Annotated in this window: 12 protein-coding genes; all 12 read right to left on the reverse strand. The window is 67.0% G+C overall.

The features are described from left to right. Positions 1–22: 22 nt before the first annotated feature. Positions 23–1,387, reverse strand: coding sequence for a sulfite reductase subunit alpha (locus tag BLR19_RS06900; RefSeq protein WP_091748738.1), 1,365 nt, complete (start codon positions 1,385–1,387; stop codon positions 23–25). Further along, positions 1,384–2,490, reverse strand: coding sequence for an FAD:protein FMN transferase (locus tag BLR19_RS06905; RefSeq protein ID WP_091748741.1), 1,107 nt, complete (start codon positions 2,488–2,490; stop codon positions 1,384–1,386). Before BLR19_RS06905 ends, BLR19_RS06900 begins: the two co-directional genes overlap by 4 nt. Before the next feature lie 10 nt (positions 2,491–2,500). Then, a complete protein-coding gene (locus BLR19_RS06910; RefSeq protein WP_091748744.1) occupies positions 2,501–3,301 on the reverse strand; it encodes a DUF4198 domain-containing protein in 801 nt (266 codons plus the stop codon). 11 nt (positions 3,302–3,312) lie between these two features. Beyond that, the gene (locus BLR19_RS06915) at positions 3,313–3,825 is read right to left on the reverse strand and encodes a DUF2271 domain-containing protein (RefSeq protein WP_055752840.1); all 513 of its coding nucleotides are present in this window, start codon (positions 3,823–3,825) and stop codon (positions 3,313–3,315) included. An 11-nt stretch (positions 3,826–3,836) separates the two neighbouring features. After that, positions 3,837–4,514, reverse strand: a complete 678-nt coding sequence (locus BLR19_RS06920) for a PepSY-associated TM helix domain-containing protein (RefSeq protein WP_091748747.1) — start codon at positions 4,512–4,514, stop codon at positions 3,837–3,839. 67 nt (positions 4,515–4,581) lie between these two features. Further along, complete coding sequence (locus BLR19_RS06925; protein ID WP_091748750.1) at positions 4,582–5,268, reverse strand: Fe2+-dependent dioxygenase; 687 nt, start codon at positions 5,266–5,268, stop codon at positions 4,582–4,584. Between the two features lie 74 nt (positions 5,269–5,342). Beyond that, positions 5,343–7,703: a TonB-dependent receptor gene (locus tag BLR19_RS06930; RefSeq protein WP_091748753.1), complete on the reverse strand. Its 2,361-nt coding sequence runs from the start codon at positions 7,701–7,703 to the stop codon at positions 5,343–5,345. Positions 7,704–7,798: 95 nt separating this feature from the next. Beyond that, positions 7,799–8,584, reverse strand: coding sequence for a proteasome-type protease (locus BLR19_RS06935; protein ID WP_091748756.1), 786 nt, complete (start codon positions 8,582–8,584; stop codon positions 7,799–7,801). Positions 8,585–8,645: 61 nt separating this feature from the next. Further along, positions 8,646–9,488: a transglutaminase family protein gene (locus BLR19_RS06940; protein WP_091748759.1), complete on the reverse strand. Its 843-nt coding sequence runs from the start codon at positions 9,486–9,488 to the stop codon at positions 8,646–8,648. Positions 9,489–9,490: 2 nt separating this feature from the next. Continuing rightward, entirely contained in the window at positions 9,491–10,429 is a 939-nt protein-coding gene (locus BLR19_RS06945; protein ID WP_091748762.1) for an alpha-E domain-containing protein, read from the reverse strand. Next, positions 10,429–11,850 carry a circularly permuted type 2 ATP-grasp protein gene (locus BLR19_RS06950; RefSeq protein ID WP_017504409.1) on the reverse strand — a complete coding sequence of 474 codons (1,422 nt, stop codon included), beginning with the start codon at positions 11,848–11,850 and terminating at the stop codon, positions 10,429–10,431. The genes BLR19_RS06945 and BLR19_RS06950 overlap by 1 nt, the downstream gene beginning before the upstream one ends. 231 nt (positions 11,851–12,081) lie before the next feature. After that, positions 12,082–13,287, reverse strand: coding sequence for an NAD(P)/FAD-dependent oxidoreductase (locus BLR19_RS06955; RefSeq protein WP_091748766.1), 1,206 nt, complete (start codon positions 13,285–13,287; stop codon positions 12,082–12,084). Positions 13,288–13,321 lie beyond the last annotated feature (34 nt).

Here is a 13,321-nt window from a genome sequence, read left to right on the forward strand (position 1 = left end):
CCCCCATCGGCAAAGACGGGGTTCAGTAGACGTCGCGGCGGTAGCGGCCGTCTTCCAGCATGGTCAGCACCACGTCCGCGCCCAGCGCGCTTTCCAGCGCGGCATGCACGCCTTGCGACATGCCGTCCAGACTGCCGCAGACATAGATCGCCGCGCCGCGCGCGATCCAATCTCGAAGCTCGTCGGCCGCCGCCGCGACCAAGTCCTGCACATATCGGCCGTCGCCCGCATCGCGCGAGAAGCTCCGGTCCAGCCGCCGCAGCACGCCCGACGCCAGCCAGGCCTGCAACTCCGCATCGAAGAAGGCGTCGTGCGCCTGGGTGCGTTCACCGAACAGCAGCCAGGCCCCGCCCGTGTCGGTGCGCGCCTTCAGGTGCGCGCGCAGTCCGGCGATGCCCGTGCCGTTGCCGATCAGGATCATCGGCGTCTCGTCCGCCGGGCCGTGGAAGCTGCGGTTCGTGCGCAGCCGCATCCCGATCTCGCCGCCGAGCGACAGGTCTTGCGTCAGCCAGCCCGAGGCCAGGCCCGGCGCGCCGTCAGGATGGCGCATCAGTCGGATCAGGAACTCGACCCGGCCGTCCGACGGCAGGGAAGCGATGGAATATTCACGTGAACCCGGCGTGACGCCATCACGCTCAGGCAGGCCGACCTCGGCGATGTCGCCGGCCGACCAGTCGGACGTCGCGCCCACGGCCTCGAACGCCAGATGATAGGCCTCGCCGCCGGGACTGCCCGGATTGACCAGGGTGCGTTCGACCAGCCGCCAGGGGGCGTAGGCGGGCGGAGTCCAGTCGGGAGCCGTGACGCTGCCCGTGATCTGGTTCAACTGGTGCTGCCAGTGGCGAAGGGCGCCGGCCTCGCCGTTGTCGACCTCGACCATGTCGAACAGCGGTTCGGCGCCGGCGCGTCGCAGCCAGCCGTCGACCGCATGGCCGAAGCCGCAGAACTGGTCATAGCTGCGGTCGCCCAGCGCCAGCAGACCGAAGCGCAGTTCCGACAGGTCCGTCGCCTCGCCCATGACCTTGCGTACGAACCGGGCCGCGCTGTCGGGCGGATCGCCCTCGCCGGTCGTCGAGACGATCAGCAATGCGCGGTCCGCCGCCTTCAGGGTCTGCACATCCAGATCGGCGAGGGACAGCACCCGCGCGCCCACGCCGCCGTCGCTTAAGGCGCGCGCCGTCATCCACGCCAGTTCTTCGGCGAAGCCCGTCTGGCTGGCGAAGGCGATCAGCACCGGCTGGCCATCGCCTGCGCCCGCCAGGGCATCAGACCGCGCGCGGGCCGCCGCCCTCGCCTTGCGCTCACGCCAGACGATGACGGCGATCAGGGCCAGCCAAAGCGCCAAGGCCCCGACCGCCCACAGCCAGCGCTGCGGATCGGCTGTCACCCCGGACGATCTCCGTCGTCGTCGAGCAGGGCGGCGAAGGCCGGCGACATCCGCTCGACCGGGCCGCGCTCGGTGCGTTCGACGAAATGGGCCATCAGGCCGACGGCCTCGGCGTAGTCCGGTCCGTCGAACGGTCCCATGACGGTCAGGGCCGTGGCGTAGGCGTCGGCCATCATGGCAGAGGGGTGCAGGACGGTCACCGAACTCAGATTGTTGCTGACCGGCCGACCGGCCGATCCGTCGATGGTGTGGGGATAAATGCGCCCGTCATGGCGGAACGCGCGGCGATAGTCGCCGCTGGTCGCCACGGCGAGATCGAACAGGGCCGCCACGGTGTGGGGCGCAGGCGAACCCTCGACCCGCTCGATTTCGACCCACCAGGGCTGGGCGTCCGGCTTGACGCCGCGCCCCTTCAGCTCGCCCCCGATTTCGATCAGGTGCGAGGTCGCGCCCATGGCCATCAGGCGGTCGGACACGCGGTCCACCGCATGACCCTTGGCGATGCCGGAGAAGTCCAGCCTCATCCCGCCCATCTGCATCACCGCGCGCGCATCGCCGTTCAGCCGCAGCTTTTGCCAGCCCGAGACGGCCGCAGCCGCCGCGATCTCGTCCTCGGACGGGACGGGCAACAAGGCCGAGCGCGGTCCGGGCGGGCCGAAGCCCCACAGATCGACCAAGGCACCCAGGGTCGGATCGACCGCGCCGTTGGTCTCGTCACCCAGGGTCATCGCCGCATCCAGCAGATCCCAGAACGGCTGGGACACCGCCCAGACGCCGGCCGGCGCGGTGTTGAAGCGGCTGATTTCGCTGGACGGCTCCCACGGGCTGAACAGACCGACGACGGTCGCCAGTTCCTCTTCGATCGCAGACCGGATCTCGGCCTCGCCCACGCCTGGCGGGGCGATGACGCGCGCGCTCCAGGTCGTGCCCATGGTTTCGCCGCCCAGCGAGCGGATCAGGTCGCTGGGCGGACGGGGCGGCGCGCCTTCGATCGCGGGCACGAGGACGCGGTTGTCGGCGCGGTCGCCCAGAGGGGCGGCGTCGCCGATATTGACCGTGGGCGGGGCGGCGCGGGAACCGCGCGAGGGGGGAATGTCGGACATGGCCCTTCGCTTAGGGCAGGACTTCCATCGCCGCCACATAGCTGGCGTTGGAATCCAGCGTTTCGCCCTGGCCTTCGGTGCGGACCGAGGCGTTCAGCCAGTACATGCCCGCTTCCGGCCAGGTGATGGTGAAGGCGCCCTCGGCGTTGGTCTTGAGCGTCGATTCTTCGGGGTTGTCGCGGTAGCGCAAACCGCCGCGCGCCACGGTGACGTCGATGTCCGCCGCCGGCTGGCCATTGTTCAGCAGTTTGAAGGTGGCGGGTTCGCCCACGACCAGGTCGTTGGGGTGGGTGACCGGCACCAGCTCAAGTCCTTCGCCGGTCGTCTTGAAGACGGTGTCGGTCGGGTTGTTCAGGGTGACGAAGGTCTCGATCCGGCTGGCGGTGCGGGTCGCCTGCACCTCGGTCGCACCAGCAGGCAGAGCGGCCAGGTATTCAGCCGCCGCGCCGCGCCAGCGCTTCTGCTCGCCGTTCAGCTTGTAGCTGGCCATCACGCCGTTCATGACGTTGGCGATCTTGTAGGTGCCGTTCTGGGTCAAATGGGCGTCGAAGGTCGAGCGATAGCGGCCCTGCATGGCGTTCTCGGGCTGGACCGCCGAGCCGTCCGGCGCGGTGATGGTCAGGCCGGTCAGGCGCATGGCGGCGTGGTCAGGGTTGAACACCTGGTTCGACATGCCGGCGTCGAATCCGACCCAGGCGTCCGTGCCCGACAGGGTCGTGGCGGTGGGCGCCAGCCAGGCGCGGTGGGCCTGGGCGGCCATGGGGGCGGCCAGCGCTGCGGCCAGCGTCAGCAGGGCGATCGTCTTCTTCATGGTCTTGATCCTCAGCGAGAGACGGCGACGCGCACGGCGCCCAGTTCGGTGGAGCCGGTTCCGGCGCCGGTGTTGGCCGCGCCCCAGCGGAAGGGCACGCGAACGACTTCACGCCCGCCGAGTTCGCGGGCCGCCTCGACGACAATGTTGTACTGGCCGGGCTGAAGGTTGCGCAGCCGGGCGGCGGGCACGGTGACGGTCTGGCGGCCCGGCGCGCGCGTGGCCCCGGATACGCCGTCGGCCGGCAGGCTCATGGCCCGACCGCCCTTGCGCCACCAGGTGCGCAAATCCTTCAGCCAGTCCTTGCCGTCGCCTTCGTTGTTGCGAGTCTGCTGATACCAGACGGCCAGGGTGCGCTCGGCGGACTGGTCCGGCTTTTCGATCCACACCGCGACATAGGGGCGATGATAGGAGGCGGTGTTCAGACGCGGAATCTCGACCGACACCGTCAGGTCGGCGGCCATGGCGGGCGCAGCGGCGGCGGCCAGGCCGACGGTGGTGATGACGACGGGAAGAAGGCGCATCGGAAAACTCGTCAGTGAATGAAGATCAGGGCGATAACGACGGGGATCAGCAGGCCCAGCGCCGCCAGCGGCCAAGTCGAGGGCCGACCCTTGGCGTGCAGGAACATCAGGCCCAGGCCCGTGACGGCGAAGATGACGCAGGCCGCCGCGAACACGTCGATGAACCAGAACCAGACCACGCCGGCGTTGCGACCCTTGTGCAGGTCGTTGAGGTAGGCGATCCAGCCGCGTGTCGTCTTCTCGTGCAGCGTCTCGCCGGTCGAACGGTCGATGGTGACCCAGCCGTCGCCGCCGGGCATGGCCAGGGCGACATAGACCTCCTCCGCCGTTGTCTCGGTCGGCTTGCCGGCGATCTCGACCTTTAGAGCGTCGGACGCCCAGCGTGCGACCGCGTCGGGGACAGGATCAGTCGTCTCCTGCGGGAAGCTCGCCAGCCGCTGCAACAGGGGCGCCGGCAAGGTCGCGGTCTGTTCGACCGTGACCGGATCGCCGGGGATTGAGGCCGCATGGTTCAGGGTGATGCCGGTGACCGCGAACAGGATCATGCCGACTAGGCTGACCGCCGCTGAAATCCAGTGCCAGCTGTGAAGCTGCTTCAGCCAGAACGACCGTGCGCCGTTCAGCGCCGCCTTGGGTTTGGAGCCCTTGGCTGCGGTTTCGGCCTGACGCTGTGTGGCGAGTTCGGTCACGGGCTCGCTGTGCCATTGTTGCGAACGGGTTGCAATAGCATTTAGCGGCGCTGTGGTGAGGCGGGCGTCAGACCTCGGTCCAGCTCCGCAGCAGATTGTGATAGACGCCGGTCAGTTCGATCACCGCCTGATCCTTCGGCCCCTTCTCGGACGCCACGCGCTGGGTGGCGATGTCCAGACGGAACAGGGTCTCGCGATCGGCGTCATCGCGGATCAGGCTCTGCATCCACATGAAGGACGACACCCGCGCGCCGCGCGTCACGGGCGTGACCCGGTGCAGGCTCTTGGAGGGATAGAGGACCAGATCGCCAGCCGGCAGCTTGATCGCCTGCGACCCGTACATCTCCTCGATGATCAGTTCGCCACCATCGTAGTCCTCGGGCTCGGACAGAAAAAGGGTCGCCGACAGGTCGCTGCGAATGCGCATCGCCCCGCCGGTGCGGGACTGGCGGATGGCGTTGTCGACGTGCAGGCCGAACTCACCCCCGCCTTCGTAGCGGTTGAACAAGGGCGGAAAGATCGTGTGCGGCAGGGCCGCCGCCACAAACATCGGATTGGCGTTCAGCGCCTGGACGACAAGGGCGGAGACCTCCTTCGCCACGTCCGACTCTTCGGGCAGTTGCAGGTTTTTCTTCGCCGTCGCCGATTGATGGCCCGAGGTGGCGTTGCCGTCCGCCCACGGCCCGGCGTCCAGCCGCGCCCGCAGAGCCTTGACCTCGGCCTTGGAGAAGACTTCCGGAATCTGCAGCAGCACGGGCGTTCTCGCTGAAAGACAAAACGGCCCCGCGGGGATCGCGGGACCGTCAGACTAGGCCGGGGAAACGGCCGTTAGAAGCGCAGGTTCAAGGCCAGGATGGCCTGGCGACCTGCGGCCACATCGGCGTGGTGAACGCCGTTGGTGCGCATGATGTATTCCTCGTCCGTCGCATTCTTGACGTTCAGCTGAAGTGTCGCGCGATCCGTCAGATCATAGGCGGCGAAGGCGTCCACGCGAGTCCATTCGGGCGCATAGATGCGGTTGTTCCCGCCGCCCGCGCCGCCCTGATTCCCGCCCAGAGATTTGGACGTGTAGTAGACGCCGCCGCCGACCGTCAGCCGTGGCAGGACGCGATAGGTGGTGAACAGGCTGGCGCTGTGCTTGGGCGTATTGGCCAGCGGCAGGCCTTGCAGCGGATTGACGGTTGCGACTGGCGGCGTGCCCGACACGATCACGGCCGCCTTGGTCAGTTCGGAGTCCATGTAGGTGTAGCCGCCGAACACGGTCCACTTCGGCGTGATGCTGCCTGACACGCCCAGCTCGAAGCCGTTGACCTCCACCTCGCCTTCCTGACGGAAGATGTTGGGCTCGACCAGGATCAGGGCGTTCTTGCGGGTCAGGTGGAAGGCGGCCGCCGACAGGGCGAGACGGTCGTTCAAGACATTGGCCTTGGCGCCGATCTCGAAGCTTTCGGTGTCTTCCGGATCCAGAACGGTGTTGGCGACGCCATTGACCGTGCCCGTGCCGCCAGAGGCGTTCTGGTCGCCCGCCGAAATGGTCGGCGGCGTCGAGGAGGTGGACCAGGACGCATAGACGCTGCTGTTCTGGGTCGGCTTGAACACCAGACCGACCTGATAGTTGGTGAACTCCCAGGTCTGTTCCGGAACGGCCGTATAGCCCGTCGTCGTCCAGACCCCGGCTGACTGGGTCGCCGCCGCGTTCACGCCCTTGACCGAATACTGGTCCCAGCGAACGCCCAGGTTCAGGATCAGTCGCTCGGTCAGGGTGATGCTGTCGTTGGCATAGACGCCGATGGCCTCGGTCGTGTTCGAACTGGTCGGGCCGCGATTGATCACGCCGGTCCAGGCGTCGTCGGGATTGGGGTTGTAGACCGAGGTGCAGTCTCCCGCGCCCAGCGACCCGGCGGCGGTCGGATACGACCCGCTGACGGTCGTCAGACCGGTCGGACAGGCCGAGCCGGAGGTAGTGTAGGTCGAATAGGAGGCGTTCCTGTTGTGCTCGCGCGACAGCTCCACGCCGACGTCATAGCTGTGTTTGATCGAACCGGTGGCGAACTGACCGAAGACATCCGTCACATTGGCCAGTGTGGTGACCGGGTTCCAGCGAGTCTTGGTGCCCCGCTTCATCCAGTAGGTCCCGTCCGCCGCGCGTCCGACATATCCGCCGTCGCCGGGGTTGGTGACGATGTAGTCGTTCAGCGTCTGCGAATAGCGGCTCACGTTGCGGATCGTGGCGAAATCGTTGAGGCGATGCTCGGCCTTGAAGGTGAAGGTATCCACCCCATTGGTCAGGTAGTCGCGCGCCTTCAGCCCATAGAAGCTGTCATAGGGCACATCCAGAACGCCGCTGTCGGTCGTGCGTGACTGGATCTTGGTGAACAGCGGAATGCCGTAGTCGGGCATCTGGTCGCTGGTCAGATGATAGTAGCTGAAGACCATAGACGACGGCGTGCCCAGACCGGCGCCCAGGCTGATGGCCGCACCCCATTTGTCGTAGTCCACGGCGTCGCGGCCAGGCACGTCGCCCTGGGCGCCCATCAGGTTGATGCGCAGAGCGGCGGTCTCGCCCAGCGGCAGGTTCGCATCGACCGTGCCGCGCAAATAGCCGTCGGTGCCCGCGCCCGCGCTGACATTGGTGAAGGCGTTCAGCTTGGGCGATTTGGAGGCCAGATTGATGCTGCCGCCGCCCGAGCCGCGTCCCGAATAGACGGCGTCCGGCCCCTTGATGACCTCAACCTGCTCCAGGTTGAAGACCTCGCGTTGCTGGCCGCCCGTGTCGCGAATGCCGTCCACGAAGATGTTGTTGCCCGACGACTGACCCCGGATGAAGGGACGATCGGCCAGCGGCTGACCGCCCTCGCCTGCCCCGAAAGTAATGCCGGGGGAGTTGGACAGCAGGTCCTGCAAGGACGAGGCCGAGGTCTGTTCGATGATGGCCTGGGGTATGACCGTCACAGCGCGCGGTGTATCCAACAGGGGCGCGACGAACTCGGGGCTGACGGGGGCCGGCTTCTTGAACTGACCGTTGACGTCAATCGTGCCCAGATTGGCGGGCTGGGACTGGTCGGCCGTGACGACCACGCCGTCCTCGGCGGTCACGTCAGCGGCGATGGCGGGGGCGGCGACCAGCATGCCGGCGGCGCTGGAGGCGAACAGAAGCGAGCGGAGCGCGGCGGCGCGGGATTCGGACATAGTCTTGCGACCTTTTGGTCTGATTTTGCGATGCGCTCGCAATAACCAGCTCCACAGGAAGGCACAAGACAATTGCGAACAAATCGCAATCTTAATTAGCCAACGGCGCTGATGCTCCTCTGAGGCGCCGACGTGTCGATATCCAACCAGGTCGGATCGGGCATGGCGCGGTGGGCGGCGGCCAGGGCTTCGGACCAGCGCCGGCCCAGGTCGCGGAAATAGGGATCATCCGCCTCGATGCGCCGCGCCGTGCCCGTCAGCCGGTCGCGCGGCATGACGATCAGGTCCAGCGGCGGGCCGACGGCGATGTTCGAGCGGATGGTCGAGTCAAACGAAATCAGTCCCAGCTTCACCGCCTCGGACAGGGAGGTGGAGCTGTGAAGGGCGCGATCCAGAATGGGCTTGCCGTATTTCAGCTCGCCGATCTGCAGATAGGGCGTATCGGGCCCGCACTCGATGAAGTTGCCCTGCCCATAGATCAGATACAGCCCCATCTTGCCGCCGGCGATCTGACCGCCCAGCAGCATGGAGGCGGTGACGTTCAGCCCATCGGCGGTCGGCGTCGGCGGCGTATTGATGCTGGCGCGCACGCTGGCCATCGCATGACCCAGAAGCTGGGCGGCGCGGAAAAGGGTCGGGGCGGTCTGTAGCGTTTCAAGCTCGGTGGAGTCCGGGAGTTTGACCCCGGCAGCGACCATGGCCAGCGCCGTCTGGGTGACCGACAGATTGCCGGCCGTCGCGACCGCCAGGATCCGCTCGCCCGGCGACTTGTAGATGTGCAGTTTGCGATAGGACGAGATGTTGTCCACGCCCGCATTGGTGCGCGTGTCGGCGATCATCGCCAACCCGTCGTCCACCAGCATGCCTACGCAATAGGTCACTTCGCTCTATTCGCTCCCCGCGTTGCGAATCCCCAGACGCTAACAGATTCGCGCGTCATGCCTATCGGGGCCATCCACTGGATTGCAGTTGTTGCTGGCTCTGTTGCACCGGCCGCACATTCAGGGCGACGGTCAGTTGCTCCTGGCCGCCGCCATAGCTCGTGCCCCGGATCGGGGTGGCGCCCCGTGCATCCAGGCCGACCGCGACCCGGACATAGTGTTCGGTGGGACAGATGCCGTTGGCCGGATCGAACCCGACCCAGCCCAGATTCTCGACCCAGGCCTCGGCCCAGGCATGGGCGGCGTCCTGATCGTGGCGTCCGTCCTGACGGCTGAGGTGGCCCGAAACATAGCGGGCCGGCACGCCCAGCAGGCGCGCGGCCGAGATGAAGATCTGCGAATGGTCCTGACAGACGCCGCGCTTCTGGGCGAAGGCGTCGGCGGCGGTGTGGGAGGCCGAGGTCGAGCCGACCTCGAACGCCACCGTATCCTTCAGCGCGCTCATCAACCGATGCATCCGATTGAGCGTCGGGCCATCGGGGATGGAGCGGGCGAAGTCGACGATGCCGGCGTCGGCCTTCGTCATCGGGGTTTCGCGCAGATAGACCAAGGGGGACAGCCGCTCGGCCTGACCCTTCACGACGCCGCCCGTCTCGACTGTCGAGACCTCGCCGGTGACGCGGATGGTCAGGGCATCGGTCGGCCGCTCGGTATAGAGGCTGTGAACGATGTTGCCGAAGGCGTCCTCGCTGCGCCGCAGCCGGGCGTCCACATCGGTTTCGATCCGCCAGTCGCGGACCTGCTGGCTTTCGCACGACTTGGGCGTCAGGCGCAGCATCTGGACGATGAACCGCGCGGGCCTGGCGTAGGCGTAGCGGGTGGAGTGATCGATCCGGATCCGCATGGTCAGACCAGATACTGTTCGTGGACGGCCGCGGCCAGGGCGTTGTTCTCGTTCAGGAAGCTCTGGATGTATTCGTGCAGGCCGGACTGGAAAATGTCTTCGATCTTGGCCTCGTTGAACTGGCTGAGGCGATTGGAGGCCAGCCGTTGCGCCGGGCCGCGCCGGCCGTAATCGGTGGCCAGCTTCTCCAGATAGCTGACGATCATGCCCTGACATGAGGCCAGCGAGCGCGGCATCTGGCGGTTCAGCACCAACAGGTCCGCCACCAGCCAAGGCCGAACGCTTTCGCGGTAAACCCAGCGATAGGCGGTCAATGCCGAAACCTCGCGCAGCAGGGTCGTCCACTGGAAGTAGTCCAGTTGCCCGCCCACCCGTTCGCCGGGCGGCAGCAGCAGGTGATATTTCACGTCCAGCAGGCGTGCGGTGTTGTCGGCCCGCTCGATCGCCATGCCCAGTCGCAGGAACCAGTAGGCGTCATTCCTCAGCATGGTCCGCGACGACGCGCCCTCAACCGCCAGGGACGTCGATTTCACGAAGTCGAGGAAGTTGGTGAAGTCGTCGCGCTTGGTCGGTTCGCCTAGCTCGTTCAGACCGTTCCAGGCGCCGTTGATCGCCTCCCACAGTTCGATGGTCAGGGCGGTGCGCACCGAGCGCGCATTGGTCCGCGCCTTGGTGATGCAGGCCTTGATCGAGGTCGGATTGTCGAAGCCGAAGGCCAGATATTCCCGCACGGACTTTTCCGACACGGTCCGGCCGGTCGCGTCAAAGCCGGCCTTGACCCCCGACGAGGCGATGGCCCCCGCCCAGGCGGTGACGGCGGCCTGATCTTTCGCCGGCAGGGCGGCGAGACGGATCGCCGCCTCCAGAATGCGGGCAAGAAAGTCCGCCCGCTCCATATAGCGGCCGGTCCAATAGAGGCTGTCTGCGGTGCGTGAAAGCATCAGTTGTCCAGCACCCAGGTGTCCTTAGTTCCGCCGCCCTGGCTGGAGTTCACCACCAGCGACCCTTCCTTCAGCGCCACCCGCGTCAGGCCGCCGGGCGCGACGCGCACCCCGGCCGGGCTGGACAGGACGAACGGCCTGAGGTCGACGTGGCGGGGCGACAGGGCGCCGCCGTTCAGCGTCGGGGCCGTCGACAGGCTCAGCGTTGGCTGGGCGATGAAGTCGTCGGGATCGGCGATCAGCTTGGCGCGAAAATCCTCGATCTCGGCCTTGGTCGAGGTCGGCCCGACCAGCATGCCGTAGCCGCCCGATCCGCCGACTTCCTTGACCACCAGTTCCGGCAGCTTATCCAACACTTCCTTCAGGGCGTCCGGCTCGCGACAGCGCCAGGTCGGCACGTTCTGCAGGATGGCGTCCTCGCCCGTGAAGAAGCGGATGATCTCGGGCATGTAGGTATAGACGGCCTTGTCGTCGGCCACGCCCGTCCCGACCGCATTGGCCAGGGTCACCCGTCCAGCGAAATAGGCCGACATCAACCCCGGCACCCCGATGGTGGAGTTGGGCATGAAGGTCAGGGGATCGAGGAAGTCGTCATCGATGCGGCGATAGATAACATCGACGCGCTTGGGCCCCTCGGTCGTGCGCATGAAGACCGTGTCGTCATTGACGAACAGGTCCGTGCCCTGGACCAGCTCGACACCCAGCTTGTCGGCCAGGAAGCTGTGCTCATAGTAGGCCGAGTTGAAGGGGCCGGGCGTCAGCACGACGATGGTCGGATCCGCCCCCGCCCCTGCCGGCGCTGAGGCCTGCAGCGAGCGCAGCAGCATGTCGGTGTAGATCTCGACGGGACGCACGGCGTGTTCCGCGAACAGGTCGGGGAACAGCCGCATCATCATCTCGCGGTTCTCCAGCATATAGGAGACGCCCGACGGCGTGCGGCAGTTGTCTTCCAAAACGTAGAAGCCGTCCTCGCCCGTGCGCACCAGATCCACACCCGAGATATGGCACCAGACATCGCCCGGTGGACGACGCCCCTGCATCTCCGGCCGATAATGCGGATTGGTCAGGATCAGATCGGCCGGGACGATGCCCGCCTTGATGCAGTCCTGCGGCCCATAGATGTCTTTCAGGAAGGCGTTGATGGCGGTGACCCGCTGCTTCAGCCCCTTTTCCAAACCGCCCCACTCGTCCGCGCCGATGATGCGCGGCACGACATCGAAGGGGATCAGCCGCTCGTTGGATTCCTCGTCGCCATAGACGGCGAAGGTCACGCCCATGCGGCGGAAGAACAGCTCTGCCTGGCGCGAGCGCGCCTGCAACAGATCGGCCGGCGCGTTTTCCAGCCACGCCGCCAGCGTCTTGTAGCTGTCGCGGATCGCACCCGATCCACCGCCATTCATTTCGTCGAAAGCTCTCGTCATCCGCCCCCGCCGCGTTGAAGTCGCAGCTTGAACGGTCACGAACGTAAAGCGCAACAGTTTTGTTGCACTGCGGCGACGTTGTCTCCTCCCCGTGGAGCGGGGAGGTGGCGCGGCGCACCTTGCGCCGTGACGGAGGGGCTCTTCACCGCATCACCAGCGCCTGCGTGACTTCAAGAGCCCCTCCACCACGCTATGCGTGGTCCCCCTCCCCGCTTCGCAGGGAAGAGACGATTAGACCGCCACCGCCTTCATCGACACCGCTGGATCGGCCAGCTTGTCCACGTCCACAGGCGTCGCCTTGGCGATCAACTGTTTGCCGGCCATGAACTCGGGCGGAGCGTTGACGGCCTCGACGCAGACGATCCGGTCGCCGTTCAGATGGAAGACCGCAAAGCCCGACGCCGTCGGGTCGCCACGCACCACCTGTCGGTCGGCGTCGAACGGCAGGCCGGCGATCTGAAGTTTGACTTCATATTGGTCCGACCAGAACCACGGCACTTCCGGCGTGGGTCCGGCCCGCCCGACGATGGCGGCGGCCGCCTGTTTGGCCTGCTCCAGGGCGTTGGGCACGCTTTCCAGCCGATGATGCACGCCGCCGTGGACCGGAATCGGTCGTCGCGTCATGTCGCCGATGGCGAAGATCGCCGGGTCGCTGGTGCGCGCCTCGGCGTCCACCACCACACCATCGTCGCAGGTCAGGCCGGCCGATCGCGCCAGGGCGTCGCAAGCCAAGGCGCCGACCCCCACCAACACCGCATCCGCCGACACCACCGATCCGTCGGCCAGGCTCACGCCGTCGCGGGCCACGGCGACCACCTCCGCGTCGGTCAGGATTTCGACGCCGTGCGCCCGGTGCTGCGCTGTGAAGAAGGCCGACAGGGTCTCGGACGCCACCCGCGCCAGCACGCGCGGCGCGCGCTCGATCACCACCGCCTCGGCGCCCAGAGCCCGCGCCGACGCCGCCGCCTCCAGCCCCACATAGCCGCCGCCGACCACCGCCAGACGCTTGCCGGGCCCGAGGACCGCCTTCAGTCGCTCGGCGTCCTTCATCGTGCGGAGTTCCAGCAGATCGGGATGGTCCCCGCCCGGAACCGGCAGCTTGCGCGCCGTCGATCCGGTCGCCAGCACAAGGATGTCGTAGGTCTCCGATGACCCGTCGTGGAAGGCTACCGTCTTCGCTGCGGGGTCCACCGCCACGGCGACCATCGAGGGTCGGAAGTCGATATTCTGCTCGGCGTAGAAACTCAGAGGCCGCAGCAGCAGCGCCTCCAGATCCGCCTCTCCCTTCAGCCAGGCCTTGGACAATGGAGGCCGCTGATACGGCGGCGCACCCTCCTCGCCCGCCAGCACAATGGGGCCTTCATGCCCATACTGCCGCAGGAAGGCCGCGACGGAGCCGCCAGCGTGTCCCGCGCCGATGATGAGAACCTTGGTCATGGGCGGACAGATAGAGCGGTGCGCGGGCGGGTGT

This window comes from Brevundimonas sp. 374 (assembly GCF_900102995.1).
GTDB lineage: Bacteria > Pseudomonadota > Alphaproteobacteria > Caulobacterales > Caulobacteraceae > Brevundimonas > Brevundimonas vesicularis_C.